At 60.4% G+C, this 18,699-nt stretch carries 11 protein-coding genes and 1 CRISPR repeat array; of the genes, 10 read left to right on the top strand and 1 reads right to left on the bottom strand.

Annotated features, from left to right (window positions below):
* The 10 genes from AC6CDK_RS16735 to cas2e all read left to right on the top strand — a co-directional run.
* Positions 1-279 (top strand): FeoA family protein (locus AC6CDK_RS16735; RefSeq protein ID WP_496639924.1); only part of this gene is annotated, 279 nt, incomplete at its 5' end.
* Positions 280-532: 253 nt separating this feature from the next.
* Positions 533-1,057: a 3'-5' exonuclease gene (locus AC6CDK_RS16730; protein ID WP_226048290.1), complete on the top strand. Its 525-nt coding sequence runs from the start codon at positions 533-535 to the stop codon at positions 1,055-1,057.
* 105 nt (positions 1,058-1,162) lie between these two features.
* A complete protein-coding gene (gene cas3, locus AC6CDK_RS16725) occupies positions 1,163-3,814 on the top strand; it encodes a CRISPR-associated helicase/endonuclease Cas3 (protein WP_192905322.1) in 2,652 nt (883 codons plus the stop codon).
* Positions 3,811-5,331: a type I-E CRISPR-associated protein Cse1/CasA gene (gene casA / locus AC6CDK_RS16720; RefSeq protein ID WP_192905321.1), complete on the top strand. Its 1,521-nt coding sequence runs from the start codon at positions 3,811-3,813 to the stop codon at positions 5,329-5,331. The genes cas3 and casA overlap by 4 nt, the downstream gene beginning before the upstream one ends.
* Positions 5,315-5,758 carry a type I-E CRISPR-associated protein Cse2/CasB gene (gene casB, locus AC6CDK_RS16715; protein WP_066357578.1) on the top strand — a complete coding sequence of 148 codons (444 nt, stop codon included), beginning with the start codon at positions 5,315-5,317 and terminating at the stop codon, positions 5,756-5,758. Before casA ends, casB begins: the two co-directional genes overlap by 17 nt.
* A gap of 27 nt (positions 5,759-5,785) precedes the next feature.
* The gene (gene cas7e, locus AC6CDK_RS16710; RefSeq protein WP_066357576.1) at positions 5,786-6,880 is read left to right on the top strand and encodes a type I-E CRISPR-associated protein Cas7/Cse4/CasC; all 1,095 of its coding nucleotides are present in this window, start codon (positions 5,786-5,788) and stop codon (positions 6,878-6,880) included.
* A gap of 2 nt (positions 6,881-6,882) precedes the next feature.
* Positions 6,883-7,563: a type I-E CRISPR-associated protein Cas5/CasD gene (gene cas5e, locus AC6CDK_RS16705; RefSeq protein WP_192905320.1), complete on the top strand. Its 681-nt coding sequence runs from the start codon at positions 6,883-6,885 to the stop codon at positions 7,561-7,563.
* Complete coding sequence (gene cas6e, locus AC6CDK_RS16700) at positions 7,550-8,158, top strand: type I-E CRISPR-associated protein Cas6/Cse3/CasE (RefSeq protein ID WP_192905319.1); 609 nt, start codon at positions 7,550-7,552, stop codon at positions 8,156-8,158. Before cas5e ends, cas6e begins: the two co-directional genes overlap by 14 nt.
* Before the next feature lie 64 nt (positions 8,159-8,222).
* Positions 8,223-9,143, top strand: coding sequence for a type I-E CRISPR-associated endonuclease Cas1e (gene cas1e, locus AC6CDK_RS16695; RefSeq protein WP_066357570.1), 921 nt, complete (start codon positions 8,223-8,225; stop codon positions 9,141-9,143).
* On the top strand, positions 9,124-9,429 hold the full coding sequence (cas2e, locus tag AC6CDK_RS16690) for a type I-E CRISPR-associated endoribonuclease Cas2e (RefSeq protein ID WP_039645336.1): 306 nt from the start codon (positions 9,124-9,126) through the stop codon (positions 9,427-9,429). The genes cas1e and cas2e overlap by 20 nt, the downstream gene beginning before the upstream one ends.
* A gap of 74 nt (positions 9,430-9,503) precedes the next feature.
* Positions 9,504-14,354: direct repeats of the CRISPR family, unit length 29 nt; unit sequence GTGTTCCCCGCATGCGCGGGGATGAACCG.
* Positions 14,355-14,608: 254 nt separating this feature from the next.
* Here the strand turns inward: cas2e and AC6CDK_RS16685 are convergent.
* The gene (locus AC6CDK_RS16685) at positions 14,609-18,520 is read right to left on the bottom strand and encodes a choice-of-anchor D domain-containing protein (protein ID WP_066357567.1); all 3,912 of its coding nucleotides are present in this window, start codon (positions 18,518-18,520) and stop codon (positions 14,609-14,611) included.
* Between the last annotated feature and the right edge of the window lie 179 nt (positions 18,521-18,699).

Genomic DNA, 18,699 nt, shown 5'->3' with positions numbered 1-18,699 from the left:
GGCAAGCCGATCCCTCCGGGCGACTGCTGCGACGAGGCCCGCCAGAGCGGCGACCTGGGTGTAGTTCCCCTCACCGAGCTCAAGGCCGGCGAAGAAGGCGAAATCGCCTACCTGGCCACCGGCGACGACATCAAGATGCGCAAGCTCATGGCCATGGGGGTCCTGCCGGGCAACAACATCGTGCTCATGCAGGTTTTTCCGTCGTACATTTTCCGGGTGGGGTACTCCGAATTCGCCATCGACTCCAACCTGGCGCGGGAGATCTTCGTGAGGAAGTAGGAGCAGACCCGCAACACGCTGAAGAAACATCCCTTGAGCAGTACCAGACCGCCCGTGTCGGAGCCATCCGACCGGGCGGTTTTTTCGTGCCGCAGGGGAAGACGGCGCACACTAGGGAAAAATACGTGAGAGATCAAGGAATTTCCTGAATTGACGGTATCGGGAAGTAAGGATATGAAGGATAGTTCATGGTGAAAGACGCACAAAGATGCATTTTCCGGGAGGCACGCATGCACACAGGCGGTGACACGACATGAAAAACCACCATCTCCAGGCAGTGATCGATGTGGAAACCACCGGCCTTTTCCCGGGATATGGCGACAGGGTCGTCGAAGTGGCTGCCGTCCTTGTGGACGAGGGACAGATCGTCTCGGAATTCAGCAGCCTGATCAGGGTAACAAAGGCGATCCCCCGCCACGTATCCATGATTCACGGCATCACCAACGACATGCTCGCCGACCAGCCGCTGCCGGAAGAGGTCTATCCGGCTCTCGGGGATTTCATCGGCACGGCCCTGCTCGTGGCCCACAACGCCCGGTTCGACCTGGCATTCCTGGGGCACGAATTCGGCCGCCTGGGGTTGTCGCTGAACAGCCGGTCCGCCTGCACCCTGGAACTGGCCCGGCGCAGGCTGCCGGAGCTGCCGGACCACCGCCTGGAAACCATCTACCAGCACCTGTTCGGAGCCGTGCCCGAAGGGGCCAGGTGCCACCGGGCGCTCGACGACGCGCGGCTCACGGCGCGGGTGTGGGGGGAGTTGAGGGTGGGAAGGCTATGAAAAGTGGTGCTCTGTGGTAGTCGTGACTTAATTTGTCATAATGACATGATACTAACTGAACGCGTTGATGGTGGCTTGCTTGGCTTGGTTGCGTTGGAGGGGGAAATGGAAAGTCTTACTGTCTCGGAGTATGTTTGGTATTGGGGGAAGGCTGAGAAGGATGCAGGCGGTTACCATCTCTTGCCGTACCATTGCCTTGACGTCGCGGCTGTGGCCGCAGTCTGGTGGGATGCGAGTCCGACTATCCGGCGCAGCTTCTCCAGTCATGCGAGTTGCTCCGAGGTTCAGATCCGCGCCTGGCTGCTCTTCTTTATCGCATTGCACGATTACGGCAAGTTTGATCTGCGCTTCCAACTGAAGGTCAGGGAGGCGTGGGAGAAGCTGCATCCGTTGGCAGGTCAGGGGGCAAGCCTGCCTCCGCAATTTGACATCAACCAATACCAGCACGGCGAGAGTGGCCTCTTCTGGTTCAAGAAAGATTTTTTCGCCTTCAACGGATTCGAAACCGCTGGCGACTCACTTTTTATAGACGATGAACCGCCTCTGTGGTCGAATTGGAAGCCGTGGATCGAATCGGTGACGGGTCATCATGGCCATGTGAAACAGGCGGAATATGCAAGTGATGCGTCTCTTTCTGTTTCGGTCGACGGCAGATTCGCCGAGATCGATCAAACAGCCCGGAAAGAGTGGCTAACAGCATTGGAGCAACTTTTCCTGTGGCCGGTCGGTCTTTCCCTTGATAACGCCCCGCCTCCTCCATCGCCGCTACTGGCCGGATTCTGTTCCGTGTCAGACTGGCTGGCTTCCCGCTGCGACGACACCAATTTCTCCTTCCATCAGTCACCGCTGTCAATCTCGGACTATTTCACACAAAAATTCTCACAGGACGCTCCTGCCATCCTTGCTTTCTCCGGGCTTAACGGCACAGCCAAGAGCTACGGTGGCATATCCGACCTTCTCCCTGCCATCGCAACGCCTCGTCCGCTGCAAACCAAGGTCGATCAGTTGCCGCTTCAGGACGGTTTGACCATCATTGAGGCCCCGACCGGATCAGGCAAGACCGAAGCTGCCCTCGCCCATGCCTGGCGGTTGCTGGCTGCCGGGCAAGCCGACTCGATCATCTTCGCGCTCCCCACGCAGGCCACTGCCAACGCCATGCTGGGCCGACTTGAATCGCTGGCTGAACGTATTTTTACCAACAGCCCGAACCTCTTACTGGCCCATGGCAATGCCCGGTTCAACCGGACCTTCACGGACCTCAAGCGCAGAGGGCATAGCGACGCCACCGACCCGGACGGCTGGACACAATGTGGGGAATGGCTGGCGGAGAGTCGCAAACGGGTTTTTCTCGGACAGATCGGAGTCTGCACCATCGATCAGGTCCTGATTTCCGTATTGCCGGTCAAGCATCGCTTCGTGCGTGGCCTTGGGGTGGGACGAAGCGTGCTGATTGTGGATGAGGTGCATGCCTACGACGCCTACATGTACGGTCTGCTTGAAGAAGTCTTGCGTCAGCAGCACCAGTGCGGCGGCTCGGCCATCCTGTTATCGGCCACCCTGCCCGCAACGCTGAAGCAACAACTCGCAGCGGCCTGGGGAGACAAACGCACCGAATGCAACCCATCGGCAGCCTATCCGTTGTTGACTTGGCTCGGAAATGTGGATTTCCCGTCTATTTCGTTGACTCGTCATGAAACGCCAAAACCGGTTATGGTTGAAATTGAAGCCCTAAAACTTGAGGGAATGGAGCCAGACCAGACCTTGCTCGCTCGAATTGTCAGGGCTGCAGAGAGCGGCGCGCAGGTTGCGGTGATCTGCAATATGGTGAACGATGCCCAGAGAATTGCCGCTGTCCTGAGAGAGACGACATCCGCTCCGGTCGGCCTCTTCCATGCGCGTTACCGCTTCAAGGATCGGCAAATCAGAGAAAACGAGGTCATCGACTGTTTCGGCCCCAGAGGCAAACGCGAACAGGGACGCATTCTGGTTGCCACTCAAGTTGTCGAGCAATCTCTCGATCTGGATTTCGATTGGCTAGTCACCCAGTTGTGCCCGGTCGACCTCCTCTTTCAGCGCATGGGGAGACTGCATCGTCATCGACGCGCATCGCGACCTGCTGGATACGACAAACCAGTCTGTACCGTCCTCCTCCCGTGCGAATGCAATTACGGCTATACCGGGAAAATCTACGCTAATACACGAGTGCTCTGGCGCACTGAGCAATTGTTGACTTCCGCATCCGCCGGTCAGGTTCCGTTCCCGGCCGCCTATCGGGAATGGATCGAAAGAGTCTATGCCGGAGATCCGTGGGGGAACGAGCCAGAATCGGTTGTTACAGGTCATGAGATGTTTGAAGTGGAGTTGGAGGTCAAACGTTACAAGGCAATGGACATGGTCAGGAGGGCGTTTGAAGTGACTCCGTTTTCGGATTCAGATGAAAATGTCACTGCTGTTACCCGTGACGATGAAATGGGGCTCACGGTGATCCCGGTCATCGATTCGCCAAAGGGGCAGCGCTTCCTCGATGGTGGATTGCTTGGTGATTTGGATGAATTCCGCAGGGCAGAGGAGTTGGCTCTCAACAGCATCAATGTCCCTGCGCGCTGGAGTGGTTGGCTGAGAGCGTTGTGCGAAATTGACGACGAAAGGCGATACTGGCTCACCATGACGGAACAAGGAGAGGGGTGCTATGTGCGCGACGGGGACAAGGTTACTTTCAGGTATCACCGCGATACCGGACTGGAGAGGGTGAAATGAATCTGTTGACTGATGCATGGATACCTGTGCGGCCATTACCGGCCGGTGCGGCGTGCAAACTCACGTTGCGGCAACTGTTGTGTGAGGACGGTCGCTGGGAGCTGTGCCTACCGCGCGACGACATGGAACTGGCGGCCCTGCAATTGCTGATCTGCATGACGCAGGTTTTCTTTCCGCCGCAGAACACTGCCGCGTTGAAACAGCGGATCGTTGCTCCGTTGCCGTTGGATGAGTTTGAGAGCGGTTGTGCGCCCTATCGCGAGTGGTTCCGGCTCGACCATCCCGACTTTCCGTTCATGCAGGTGCGCAATGTCAGCGCCAAGGACCCGACTCCCATGGATAAGCTGCTGGCGGGACTGACGGGGGCGACAAACAGTTGCTTTGTGAACGAACCGAGGTTGGGCGCCTGCTTGTGCGGTGGTTGCACGGCCATCGCCCTGTTCAACCAGTCATCCAATGCGCCGAGTTTCGGCGGCGGGTTCAAGGGGAGTCTGCGTGGTGGCGCGCCGGTGACAACTCTGGTGCAAGGTGAACATTTGAGGCAAACCGTCTGGCTCAATGTCTTGAGTGAGGAGCGTCTGACACAAATTATCCCGTGGCATCACGCAACACGCAGTCAGCAACCGACCTGGGTTGCACCAATCAAGGCAGGCGAGACGATTCCATCACAAGCAATCGGCGTGCTGCGCGGGCTCTTCTGGCAGCCGGGACATCTTGAACTGATGCCGCCGCAGGGAGAACAAGCTTGTATCTGTTGCGGTTTTGTCGAGAAACAGGTTTATGCGGGATTCAACAAGGCAAAGTTTAACTACACCATCGACGGACTCTGGCCCCACCCCCACGGCCCCCGTATCAGTTCGGTGAAGAAGGGAGAGCGGGAAGAAAAATTTGTCTCCTTTACCACTTCAGCCCCAGCTTGGACCCACTTGAGCCGGTTTGTCGTGCAGCGGCAAACGACCAACAGCAAAGAGGAAGGGCAGGAGCCAGCCGCTGTAGTGTGGCAGGCGCAGGGACTACTCAACAAGTTACGCCTGACGGTTGGCGGCTACCGCAATAATCAGGCATCGATTCTTGAGCGACGCCATGAACTGATCTTTCTCAATGACGGCTGGAGTGGGCATACAAACGTAGTTCACACGCTGGTCGGACAGGCGGCTGGGTATCGCGATGCACTGAATAAGGCGCTTTTTGTATTTTCTACGGGCTTCAAAGAGGTCAAGGGAGCCGGCGTTAAGGTCCATGAATTGGCTAAGGAGCAATTCTACCGCCGTAGTGAAGATACTGTTCTCGATACCTTAGCACGCATCGACTTTGAACAAGCAGCCCAGGCATTGCTGGCAATGGGGGAAGAGCTCCACGGCATTGTCGTTGAACTTTTCAACGAATCGGTCGCACCCTACCGCAACGATCCGGAATTAATTCGTACCACAGCCGTGGCGCGCAAGACACTGTACAAGCATTTAAATGCACTCAAACCACAGCGGGATGGAAGGAGGGACGATGGAACGAACGCATGATTTTATGGGCCTCTATCAGGCGTGGGAGCGGCTGGCTCCGGGCCCTAGAGCCGAGTTGCGCCGAGTCGAATGCCCGGACGACCTACTGGAAGTGCCTGCTTTTTATCGGCTCTTCAGCGGTCGGGGAACGACGGAGTGGGAAAAGGGAGCCTACCAGAGACTGATCTTTTGCCTGCCGTGCATCAAGCACAGCGGCGAGAATATCAGCCTGGGCAGAGCGTTGGCCAAGGGGAGGGGAGTTGGCGAAAAGCGTCTTTTTCAGGTTGTACGCAGCAGCGAGCCCAACGACATGATCCAGTTACGCCGGATTCTGCGTATGGCCGAACCGACCGTGAACTGGGATCTGGCGGCGCGACAGCTCTGGTACTGGAATGATCGAAGCAAGCGTGACCTGCTCGAAGATTACTTCCTCAATCACTCGAACTGATTTCAAACATCTATAGGAGATAGTTACATGAAGAACTTCATCAACTTTCACATCCTGATTTCCCACAGTCCCTCTTGCCTCAACCGCGACGACATGAACATGCAGAAATCGGCCATTTTTGGTGGTGAGCGACGGGTGCGCGTTTCCAGTCAAAGCCTCAAGCGGGCCATCCGGAAGAGTGATTACTACCGTCAGCACCTTGGCGAGGCAAGCGTGCGCACCAAGAAGTTGGACGAACTGGTCGCGATCATGAATGATCGTCTGGCCGGACGTTACGATGCCGAACTGGTGAAGAAGACCGTTGCACTGCTGGCCGGTAAGGAATCGAGTGTCGGAGTTGCGACAGAAGGCGATGCCGTGGCGCCGTGGGCAATCGAAGAGGTGGCATGGTTCTGCGAGCAGGTCAAGAGGGCGCTGGCGCAAGGACAGGACGAAAAAGCTCTGGGCAAGCTGTTGAAGAATGAAACGGCTGCCATGCGGCAGGCTCTGGCATCCGGTGTTGATATTGCCCTTGCCGGCCGCATGGCGACGTCAGGTCTCATGAGTGAACTCGGCAAGGTCGATGGTGCCTTGGCCGTTGCCCATGTCTTGACCACCCACAGCGTTGATGCGGATATCGACTGGTTCACTGCCGTGGACGACTTGCAGGAACTGGGCTCCGGTCATCTCGATACACAGGAATTTTCCAGCGGGGTCTTTTATCGTTATGCCAGCCTCAACGTGAAGCAGTTGCAGGAAAACCTGGGCAATGCCCCGCGCGAGAAGGCACTGGAGATCGGCGCTCATCTGCTTCACATGCTGGCAACGATTGTCCCTTCAGCCAAACAGCAGAGCTTCGCAGCTCACAACCTAGCCGACCTTGCCCTGGTTTCCTTTTCCGATATCCCGGTATCGCTCGCAAATGCATTCGAAAAACCTGTCCGTAGCGTCAATGGCAGCGGCTTCAAAGAGCCTTCCATTGCTGAACTGCATAACTACTGGCAGCAGATCCATACAGGTTACGGCCTTTCCGAGCGGTGCGGCGAGTTCATCCTCGGTCAGAGTAGCGTCCCTGAAGGGATCACCCGGAAGAGTACTATTGAAGAACTCAAAACTTGGGTGATGAACAACGGAGAGGGGTAACCATGCGTGATTATCTGATCCTCAAGCTGCAAGGACCCATGCAGTCATGGGGGGAGCATACTTTCGAGGGAAAGCGACCGTCCGGCAACTTCCCCACACGTAGCGCCCTCCTCGGCCTGCTCGGAGCCTGCCTGGGCATCAGGCGAAACGAGGCCGGTCGCCTGCAACAACTGGCAGACAGCGTTGCCTTTGCCGTTCGTAAGGAAGAACGCTTCCGAATTAGGCACGACGGCCGGAAAACTTCCCTGCCGATCATCAAGGCAACCGATTACCACACGGTGAGGGATGCGCGGGAGGATTATTCCGGTCTGAAAAGCCATGAGACCATCCAAACTTGGCGCGAATACCTGTTCGATGCTGCCTACACCGTGGCCGTATGGAATACCGACGTTGCGACGATGTCACTGGTTGAACTGGAACAGGCAGTAAAGTCGCCCCACTTCACCCCCTATCTTGGTAGGCGCAGTTGCCCATTGTCCCGTCCGCTGTTCGAGGCGAGCTTTTCTGCAGCAAATGCCCGTGCGGCTTTGCACATGATTCCTTCGGATGGAGGGGTGATCTACAGTGATGAGCCGGGCGAAACACGAACCATACGGCTTCGTGACGTGCCGCTGGTGCGCCAGCCGCGTCAGTTTGCCAGCCGCAACGTCCATGTCTACGGAGGGGACGATGTATCTGAGTAAAGTCTTGATCAACGGGACAGCCTGTCGCAATCCCTACGAGATTCATCGGACATTATGGAAGCTCTTTCCCGAAGATGCCGATGCCGAGCGTGATTTCCTCTTTCGTGTTGAGCGGTCCGGTCAACAGAGCGTGGAGGTGTTGATGCTGTCTCGACGCGAACCGGCCACTGCTGTAACTCGCGACGTACGGTTGATGGGGAGCAAGCCGTACATTCCCAGCCTCCAGCAAGATCAGCGGCTGCGCTTCATGCTAGTCGCCAACCCGGTAAAGACGATCAATGACGAAAGCGCGAGACTAAATAGTGCCAATGAAATAAAAAAGTGCCGCGTTCCGCTGATTCGTGAGGAGGATCTGCGTGCATGGTTGAAACGGAAACTTGAGGGCGTGGCCGTCATTGAGGCGGTCGAGGTAGAAAAGCGTCCAGCCATGAATTTTCGTAAGGTCAGGGAAAAACGGGTCGGCAAGGTTCAGGCGGTTAGTTTTCATGGTGTGTTGTCAGTGACGGACCCCGTCGGGTTGATATCCCTGATCAATACCGGCATCGGCCCCGCGAAGGCCTTCGGCTGCGGATTGCTGTCACTAGCTAGGGCATAAATTCCCCCCGACCCCCCTTTCATAAAGGGGGGATTGACCCTGATTTACCAAGGAGGTGTCAGCAATGCAGCCACAGCTTCCTCCCCTTAAACCCATCCCGATAAAAGACCGCATCTCAGTTCTCTACGTGGAAAAGGGAAACCTCGATGTGCTTGACGGCGCCTTCGTGGTAGTGGACAAGACCGGCGTCCGCACTCATCTCCCCGTTGGCGGGGTGGCGTGTCTCATGCTAGAGCCGGGCACGCGGGTATCCCATGCAGCGGTGACGCTCGCCTCCCGGATCGGCTGCCTCCTCGTCTGGATCGGCGAGGCCGGGGTCAGGCTCTACGCCTCGGGCCAGCCGGGCGGGGCGCGGGCCGACCGGCTCCTCTACCAGGCGAAACTGGCCCTGGACGATTCGGCTCGGCTGAAAGTTGTGCGCAAGATGTACGCCCTCCGCTTCAGGGAAGAGCCTCCCGAGCGGCGGAGCGTGGAACAACTGCGCGGCATTGAGGGGGTGAGGGTTCGTAAGATGTATGAGCTTCTCGCCCGCCAGCACGGCGTTGCGTGGAAGGCCCGCAACTACGACCACACTCAGTGGGAGAGCGGCGATGTGCCGAACCGTTGCCTGTCATCGGCCACTGCCTGTCTCTACGGCATCTGCGAGGCGGCGATCCTGGCGGCGGGCTATGCCCCTGCGGTCGGTTTCATCCATACCGGCAAACCCCAATCGTTCGTCTACGACATCGCCGACATCTTCAAGTTCGAAACCGTGGTGCCGGTGGCCTTCCGGATTGCCGCCAAAAAGCCCCGGAACCCGGAGCGGGAGGTGCGGCTCGCCTGCCGCGATGCCTTCCGCCAGTCAAAAATTCTGCACCGGATTATTCCCACTATCGAACAGGTACTTGCGGCCGGTGGCATGGCGGTGCCCACGCCGCCGCCCGAATCGGTCGAAGCCGCAATTCCGAACAAGGAGGGGATCGGCGATGCTGGTCATCGTGGTTGAGAATGCGCCGCCGAGGCTGCGCGGCCGGCTGGCTCTCTGGCTGCTTGAAGTGCGGGCCGGAGTCTACGTGGGCAAAGTCTCGCGTCGGGTGCGGGAGATGATCTGGAATACCATCGTGCAGGGGATTGACGACGGTAACGCCGTCATGGCTTGGAGTACCAACACAGAGTCGGGTTTCGACTTCCTAACCCTCGGCGCCAATCGGCGAATTCCTGTGGAGATGGATGGAATCAAGCTGGTGTCATTCCTGCCGGAGAATGGAGCGCAGCAGGCTGCAGAACCATGACGAATCCGGTGAGAAAAGTTGGTAGGTTTGAGCTGTTTGGAAATCGCATGTGAATTCAATGAAGTAGAGGAAGTGTGTTCCCCGCATGCGCGGGGATGAACCGGTTGGAACGGTTGGGTACCGTGGACACCAGCGGTGTTCCCCGCATGCGCGGGGATGAACCGATGGTCGGGAAAAACTTTTTCATATGTCACCTGTGTTCCCCGCATGCGCGGGGATGAACCGTATTTGATCGACGTGGATTCTGTTGACGGGTAGTGTTCCCCGCATGCGCGGGGATGAACCGCCGGGCAGCGGTTCATGTCAACGGTCCACATGGTGTTCCCCGCATGCGCGGGGATGAACCGCGCTTGCCCTTCACTACCTTGTAATACGGCTCGTGTTCCCCGCATGCGCGGGGATGAACCGAACTTGCCCGGCTGCTGACACTTGGCGGCATTGTGTTCCCCGCATGCGCGGGGATGAACCGGGCACTTGATTCTTAACGAGTCATCCCAGACGTGTTCCCCGCATGCGCGGGGATGAACCGTGAGCGTCATGGCGCGGGAGTTCGGCGAATTGGTGTTCCCCGCATGCGCGGGGATGAACCGCACCATGTCCCGCTTCTTCTTGATCTGCTCCAGTGTTCCCCGCATGCGCGGGGATGAACCGTTCCGCTCCGAGCTGGCCCGTGCCGCAGTGTGGGTGTTCCCCGCATGCGCGGGGATGAACCGTGCTCTCCGGGCTCTCCGGTCTGGTGAATTTCGTGTTCCCCGCATGCGCGGGGATGAACCGCACCACCGGAGCCCCAGGAGGGGCCAGAGTCGGTGTTCCCCGCATGCGCGGGGATGAACCGCAGTAACCGCAGCCCTGAATGTGATCGACGCAGTGTTCCCCGCATGCGCGGGGATGAACCGGGTGACACCGGTGGCAGGGGTCTGCCCGCCGGGTGTTCCCCGCATGCGCGGGGATGAACCGGTCCGATCGCAGGCGCGGCAGTAGGTGCGCTCGTGTTCCCCGCATGCGCGGGGATGAACCGGTTTGCCATAACTACACCTCCTCGGCCTTTTCGTGTTCCCCGCATGCGCGGGGATGAACCGAAGGTAAGAACGGTCAGCCCGATGTGCTGCGGGTGTTCCCCGCATGCGCGGGGATGAACCGCTCACTCAATGACCTGGTACTGCCCGGTATATGTGTTCCCCGCATGCGCGGGGATGAACCGTCGTCATATAACTTCGACTTGGCGATTTTCCAGTGTTCCCCGCATGCGCGGGGATGAACCGGCCATGCAGTCGCAGGAAATCAAGGCGATAGTGTGTTCCCCGCATGCGCGGGGATGAACCGTACAGGATGTGACCATGCTCGGATGGCTTGCGTGTTCCCCGCATGCGCGGGGATGAACCGATTTTTTCGACAGGCGACAGGCCCTTTTTAATGTGTTCCCCGCATGCGCGGGGATGAACCGGATAACGCTTGAGCGTCAGCGGCTTGACCGCTGTGTTCCCCGCATGCGCGGGGATGAACCGCATCTTTTTGAATTAGGGACCGATAAGGGGAGGTGTTCCCCGCATGCGCGGGGATGAACCGCAGGGAGGAGAATACTTTTACCCGGCGGTGAAGTGTTCCCCGCATGCGCGGGGATGAACCGGCAATATAAAATCCCCCGGACAAACCGGACACGTGTTCCCCGCATGCGCGGGGATGAACCGAGGCATCAGGTTCCACGACTTACAGCGCCTCGGTGTTCCCCGCATGCGCGGGGATGAACCGCTCGGATGCAGAACTTTAAGGAAGTGGTGGGAGTGTTCCCCGCATGCGCGGGGATGAACCGGCCATAGCGCAACAGAACATTACCATTGCCACGTGTTCCCCGCATGCGCGGGGATGAACCGTTCTCCTCCACGGCATCCATCATGATGCCGGAGTGTTCCCCGCATGCGCGGGGATGAACCGGCCCGATCAATCAGAGGGTCAAAGAGATCGTCGTGTTCCCCGCATGCGCGGGGATGAACCGGACGAGATCGCGCTCCTGAAGGTGCTTGCGGAGTGTTCCCCGCATGCGCGGGGATGAACCGAACTGGCATGAAAGAAGGGAAGGGCATGACCAGTGTTCCCCGCATGCGCGGGGATGAACCGGGCATGGAATGCCCCCAAGAGAACCATTTCAAGTGTTCCCCGCATGCGCGGGGATGAACCGCTCTACGACGATATCAACGGCGGGAAGCTCCAGTGTTCCCCGCATGCGCGGGGATGAACCGACCAAAATCAGGAGCATCGACGATGCGCAATAGTGTTCCCCGCATGCGCGGGGATGAACCGGCGAGGCACCCAGTCCGGGAGGACAAACCCACGTGTTCCCCGCATGCGCGGGGATGAACCGGTTCCAAAATCCCTTCCGCCGTTACTTGACAAGTGTTCCCCGCATGCGCGGGGATGAACCGGCAGTTATACCCGTATGGGTCCGCCTTTGCCCGTGTTCCCCGCATGCGCGGGGATGAACCGGTACGGCAGAGGTTGACTGTTACTGCATCAAGGTGTTCCCCGCATGCGCGGGGATGAACCGGCGTTTTGACCAACACTGACGGGTTATACATCGTGTTCCCCGCATGCGCGGGGATGAACCGGAGATGCTCGGTCAGGAGGTAGCGGCCCCGTCGTGTTCCCCGCATGCGCGGGGATGAACCGCGCCCTGAGATCGGTTTGGACGATTACCGTCTGTGTTCCCCGCATGCGCGGGGATGAACCGGGGGCTCGTTCTCCATGATCTGAGCCAGGCGAGTGTTCCCCGCATGCGCGGGGATGAACCGGGGATGAACGCTGAGCTCCGGGAGCAGAACCGGTGTTCCCCGCATGCGCGGGGATGAACCGAACGGGTTTGATTTTGAGACAGACTTCTAGGCGTGTTCCCCGCATGCGCGGGGATGAACCGGCCATCCAGGGTGCCCCCATCATTAAACTCAAGTGTTCCCCGCATGCGCGGGGATGAACCGACCAAAATCAGGAGCATCGACGATGCGCAATAGTGTTCCCCGCATGCGCGGGGATGAACCGCGGTGGGGGTTGCCAGGGATGTATGGGATTATGTGTTCCCCGCATGCGCGGGGATGAACCGGTGCGGTGCGGGAACTGCCGATTGCTGACGGGGTGTTCCCCGCATGCGCGGGGATGAACCGCCGCCCAGATCGGCCAGGCCGAAGAGGCCGTCGTGTTCCCCGCATGCGCGGGGATGAACCGGCGATGGGCATTACCTGGATGACGCGGAAGGAGTGTTCCCCGCATGCGCGGGGATGAACCGCGACGCTGCCGAGGTTCAGGCTATCCACATTCGTGTTCCCCGCATGCGCGGGGATGAACCGAAGTTGCAGTGGCCGTAGTGGAGGGAAACCGGGTGTTCCCCGCATGCGCGGGGATGAACCGTCGGGTAGTAGGTCGGCTATCCGGTTTTTGCTGTGTTCCCCGCATGCGCGGGGATGAACCGTCGAACGGCGTCTGATTCTTGAAGCTCGCCGCGTGTTCCCCGCATGCGCGGGGATGAACCGGTGATTTCCTGGTACGACCACAAGTGCAAGGCGTGTTCCCCGCATGCGCGGGGATGAACCGTCGTCACCCGAGGAGAGTCCTCGCGTGCCGAGGTGTTCCCCGCATGCGCGGGGATGAACCGGGTGGTACCTGCCGTGGCGATAGGCGCCCGCAGTGTTCCCCGCATGCGCGGGGATGAACCGCCGTCGTACCGCAGGTATGCCGGGAGATCGCCGTGTGTTCCCCGCATGCGCGGGGATGAACCGAAAATTGTTCTGCTCACCCAAGGCGGGCGGCAGTGTGTTCCCCGCATGCGCGGGGATGAACCGTTCCGCTCCGAGCTGGCCCGTGCCGCAGTGTGGTGTTCCCCGCATGCGCGGGGATGAACCGGGAGTAGTCACTTCTGGTCTGGCTGCTGGCCTGTGTTCCCCGCATGCGCGGGGATGAACCGTTTGGTTGTGCACTAGAAAACGCGCGTGCGTAGTGTTCCCCGCATGCGCGGGGATGAACCGTTGGAAGAAGCGATCAACGGCTTGAACACAGCGTGTTCCCCGCATGCGCGGGGATGAACCGATAGGACTGTGGCCAATGAACTTGCGCAGTGCGTGTTCCCCGCATGCGCGGGGATGAACCGGTCTACAACCTCGCCACCTACGCCATCCTCAAGTGTTCCCCGCATGCGCGGGGATGAACCGCCGGGCGACGACATCACCCTGGCCCTGGAAGGGTGTTCCCCGCATGCGCGGGGATGAACCGGCGGCGTCGGCATAGGCGTAAGGGCTGGCGGCGTGTTCCCCGCATGCGCGGGGATGAACCGCATCAGGTCCCTCACCTCTGCCAAATCAGGCGGTGTTCCCCGCATGCGCGGGGATGAACCGGAATTCGGGGACTTGCTGACTGAGATCGGTCTGTGTTCCCCGCATGCGCGGGGATGAACCGAATGTTGCATTTGTCGGCTACGGCCTGGACGAGTGTTCCCCGCATGCGCGGGGATGAACCGGCAATTGGCTATTATTGCGGACGGAATCGCTAGTGTTCCCCGCATGCGCGGGGATGAACCGCGGCTGGTATTGACGCAGGGCGGGGTAACGTTGTGTTCCCCGCATGCGCGGGGATGAACCGGAACAGGAGGCATTCCGCACTGCTGTCTACCGGTGTTCCCCGCATGCGCGGGGATGAACCGCCGCTCGGGGATAACGTCCCCGTGCGGTTGCCGTGTTCCCCGCATGCGCGGGGATGAACCGCTGGCGGTTGTGGTAGCGCGATCATGGACGGAGTGTTCCCCGCATGCGCGGGGATGAACCGCTCGCCCCGCACGATAAGCCGTTTTATGCGACGTGTTCCCCGCATGCGCGGGGATGAACCGGAGTGGCTAAAGGGTGACACAAAAAAACCGTTGTGTTCCCCGCATGCGCGGGGATGAACCGTTTGCCAGCCACTTATAGTCGTTGGTCTTGGTGTGTTCCCCGCACATGCGGGGATGCGGAGTTCTAGGGCTTGTGTCCACAGGTCGGAGGGATGGCTTGGAGCCTGACGATGCATGTCTGCTTCTGGTGGCTCCATTCATTTCTGCAACGTGTAGTTACGGTGGCGCTCTTTGGAAACAAGAAGACGGCCCCCAGCATCGGGAGCCGTCTTCTTGTTGTTCAAGTCCGCGCGTCTACGGACGAGTTGTCGCTTCCTACCTGATCGTCAGGTTGTTGACGACGAGCGCGCCGTTGGTGATGGTGAGGACCCCTTGCAGGGTCGTCATGCCGGTGCTGGTGCCGAAGAGCGCATCGTACCCGCCGCGGAACGTTATGGTGCCGGTCTTGTTGAGGTTGACTGCAGGTTCGGTGAACAGGATCCCGAAGGCCTGGATGGTGTTGCCCGATGCTGCTGCAGTGAAGGCAGCCGCCAGGGTCGGATAGTAGATGGTGTTGATCCGGACCGGGTTGGTGGCTGCCGCGACGCCGGTGCCGCTCAGGTTGATGTTCGGCACGGGGGAGGCGGCGTCATTGGAGGCGATCTGCAGGTTTGCCGTCACGCTGCCCGCTGCCGTGGGGGAGAACGTTACGGTGAAGGTGCAACTGCTGGCGGGGGCGAGCGTTGCCGGCAGGGTGCCGCAGGTACCGTTCTGGATCGGGAACAGGGCCGCATTGGCACCCGACGGGGTGAATGCGGTGACCTGAAGGGGCAACTGGCCGGTGTTCTGGATGGTGAAGGTTCTCGGGGTAGAGGTAAATCCGGCGGTTACGTTGCCGAAGTTGGCCGTCAGCGGCGATACCGAGATTATCGGCCTGGAGATGACGGCCGTGTCGGCGGAGAGTATGTTGGACGCCGGTGAATCGCCGAGGGCGTTGTAGGCGACGACCCGATACCGGTAGGTGGTGGTCGAGTTGATGGCCAGGTCGGTATAGCTGGTGGCGTTCGCCAGGGCCGTCCCGATGGGGGCGAAATCGGTGCAGGCACTGCCGGTGCAGCGCTCGACCCGGAAGCCGATTTCGTTCTTCGGGTTGCCCAGGGTTGACGGGACGCTCGGCGGCGTGGGATCGGTCCAGTTGAGCACCACGCTGTTGACGGTGACGATGGCCGTGTTCAGGGTCGGCGCGTCCGGCAGGTTGGTGACGGGAATGAACTGCATGGGCCGCATCATGTCGTTTTCTTCATGGCTCAGGATGTGGCAGTGCCAGACGTATTCCCAGTCAAAGTTCAAGAGGCGGTTGATGTTGGGCGTTGCCCATGCCTGGCCGGTGGTCGGGTCGACCATGGAGAGCTCGGTGGTGTCGCCGAGAGGGGTTGCCGGGTTCAGCGGACGGAAGCTGTTGGGTATGCCGAACGGCATCTTGGGCTTGACCGGCTTCATGGCGACGATGGTGTCCTCAAGCGGACTGATCCGGACGGTATCCTTCCAGCCCAGTTCGGTCGGATCGGGCAGGCGGATGAAGCCGTCCCAGCCGACCCGGTTGAGCACCTGGACGTCGAAGAGGTGGAAGTGGACCGGGTGCGTGTCCACACCGTTGTGGGTGATTTTCCAGATCTGGATGCCGTCTTCCTGGAGCACTTCCGTTGCCGGGTCGCTGTAGGTCTGGACGATGAAGTTGACGCGGCCGGCGCCGGGGGTGATCAGCTCGAGGCCGAGGGCGGCGCGCATGCGGCCGTAGTCGTCGAAGGTCTCGCCCTGCTCGTCCTGGATCGCCTTGAACTTCATGGGCATGCCGCCTTTGGTGGTCTTGGTTGGATCCCAGGGCAGGGGCGTAGTGTCGGCAGGGTTGTACTGGTAGGTGGTGGACCCGTCGCTGCCGATGAAGTTGAGGACCTTGTCGTTGATGCGGGAGACGCCCCAGTTGGGCCACGAGGTGGGGAACACCCGGTCGTAGGCCTTGTTGTAGGCATCATAGGTTTCGGGGAACAGGAAGGCGCTGAAGACAGCGGGGTCGCCGGCGGGGTTCATGTTGCCCTGACCCACGATGATCGGGTCCTGTGATCGCTGGAAGACGCTGGGCTGGCCTCCGGAGTTGCTGCCCGAGGTGAAGGCTGCCTGCAGCGCGGTGAGGTTGAAAGGAGCACCGGCGCCGGCTGCGACGCGAATTTTCATGATGGTGCGGGTGTTGGGGCCGAAGCCGGCCAGCGTGGTGTCGGCACCGCCCATGGCGCGGTTGTCCGGCGCGCCGGTGTAGTAGTCGTAGTGGGGATCAATTGCGGGCCAGGGGGCAGGCGCGTCGTTGTAGAGGATCAGGGTCTGGCCGGCATACTGGGAGAAGTCGACAATCACGTCGGCCCGTTCGGCGGGGCCAAGTATGAGCGAGCCGCCGTTGACGTTACCGGCGTTAAAGGTGGTTACGTCGTTGTTCCAGGTGACCGGGTGGCTGGGGATGACCACGGGCTTGGGCAGGAAGCCGCCCTCGGTACCGATCATGACCCAGTCGGGACCCCGGGTGGTCCAGTCGGGGATGCCGCCGGGACGGCCGTCGGCCGGCCACGTGGCGGGCCAGGTCGGATCCGTCGAGTAGTCCAGGGCCGGAAGCATTTTCACTTCTGTCTCGGTGGCACAACCGCCGAGCGCCAGACACTTGGCGTCGGAGCCCGGCGTGGCGTTGGGGTCCACCGCCGGATCGGCCTTGTAGAGCTGCAGGTTGACGAACCGGTCATGGTTCGCGTTGAGGATGCGGAGCCGGTAGGCCTTGGGATCCACGTCGAGGACCGGATAGGCGGTGCCGTTGACGAGCGGCGTATCCATGAACGCTTCAGCTCCCCATGAAGGGTTGGGGGTGCTCGGAATCTCGGGGGGCTGGCAGAACTGGCCGTAAGGGCCGCCCAGCAGGCCCGGCGTGGTGGCGGGGTCGCCCGCCGGATCGCACGCAGCACTGTAGTAGGGGTTGGGGATCGGCTGGAACGGGTTGTTGGTGGCGGGCCAGAAATAGGGTCCGTAGGCCCAGCGTCCCATGGGTGCGATGCCGGTGATGTCGAAGGGGTTCTGGGCCGGCATGTAGACGTGGGGCCACCAGAGATCGCCCTTGACCGGGGTCATGGGACCGGTTCCCGTCCAGGGCTGGCTACCCCAGGCCCAGGTGGGGTCGGTGGCGACGATGGTGGCCGGATCAACGAAGGTCTTGTCTTCGATGACCAGCGGAAGCTCCGTGGAAGGGATGGTTCCGGCGGTGATCAGCTCCTGCTCCACTGCGTCCCTGATCAGGTAGCCGGCCGCTTCGCCCACGTAGACGTTGAGGCGGGTGATGCCCCAGGCGTGGTCATGGTAAAACAGCATGCGGGAGCTCTGCTGGTTGGTCCAGTAGTAGGTCTGGGCGCCGGGCCCCGGATCGGGCATGTCGGGGACGTTTTCCACACTGACCCCCGTGGGGTAGTCAGTCATCTCGCCGGCGGGGGTGATCCATTGGTGGGGGGTACCGTCACTGATCCAGGGGGTACGGCCGCCGTGCAGGTGCAGTTCGGCCCGGTTCTGGGTGAAGGTGCCCGACTTGAGGGCCGTTGCCTGCTTGGTGACCGGATCGTAGTCGATCTGGAAGAGACCCGAGCCCATGACCGTCTGGTCGACGGGGATGAAAAGGTTGCCGCCGGCGCCGGTGGGGAGCTTGTTGATGAACTTCACCCGCACGGGCCGGTCCTTCTGGGCAACGATGATGGGGCCCAGATGGCGCGGGCCGGGTGCCGGCGCCACGGTGTTGTTGGCGACCGTGCAGGGGTTGGCCAGATTCAGCGACGGATCGGTGCAGGCGGCTGTATTCGTGCCGTTGTTCACCTGCACGTAGCCCCGCAGGGTGGTGGGCGGCAGGTCCGTGTGCATCTGCTCCGTGTACTGCCGCAGTTCGATTTCGTAATAATCGGAGCCGGGGTAGGTGGTGATGTCGGGAACGGCCACGGGCAGGAACTGCCCCAGGTTGTTGGCGTTGCCGCTGCCGAGTCCCGGCAGGGTGTCGACGAATTTCCGCATGGGCGGGCTGTAGGCCCAGTTGGGCGTGGTCAGGTAGTCCGGTGTGTCGCCGGGGCCGATCGGGGTCTTGTCCGGCTTGAGAAACGCCAGGGCAGTGCCGGTCCCGGCCCCGAGAGCGACAATTGCTATGGCCGTGGCCAATAACATGCGTGCGGAAGTCATGATCGAATGTCTCCTTTGTGCTGGCTATAACCCGTCGAAACCGGGTGTGGCTGGCTTCAGGCTACTCAGTCATGCGGCAGTCCTGCAGCGAGCAGCCATAGGCTGCCGAGCTGGGGGTGTCAGTCCGTCGCACGCATGGTTGCGTCACGCACTTTGCGCAGTTCATCGCGTCGTTTTTT

The organism is Geobacter sp. PheSNFMC (assembly GCF_059620965.1).
Note: the sequence above shows the minus strand (reverse complement) of the source record. Positions and strands in the feature narration are given on the sequence as shown.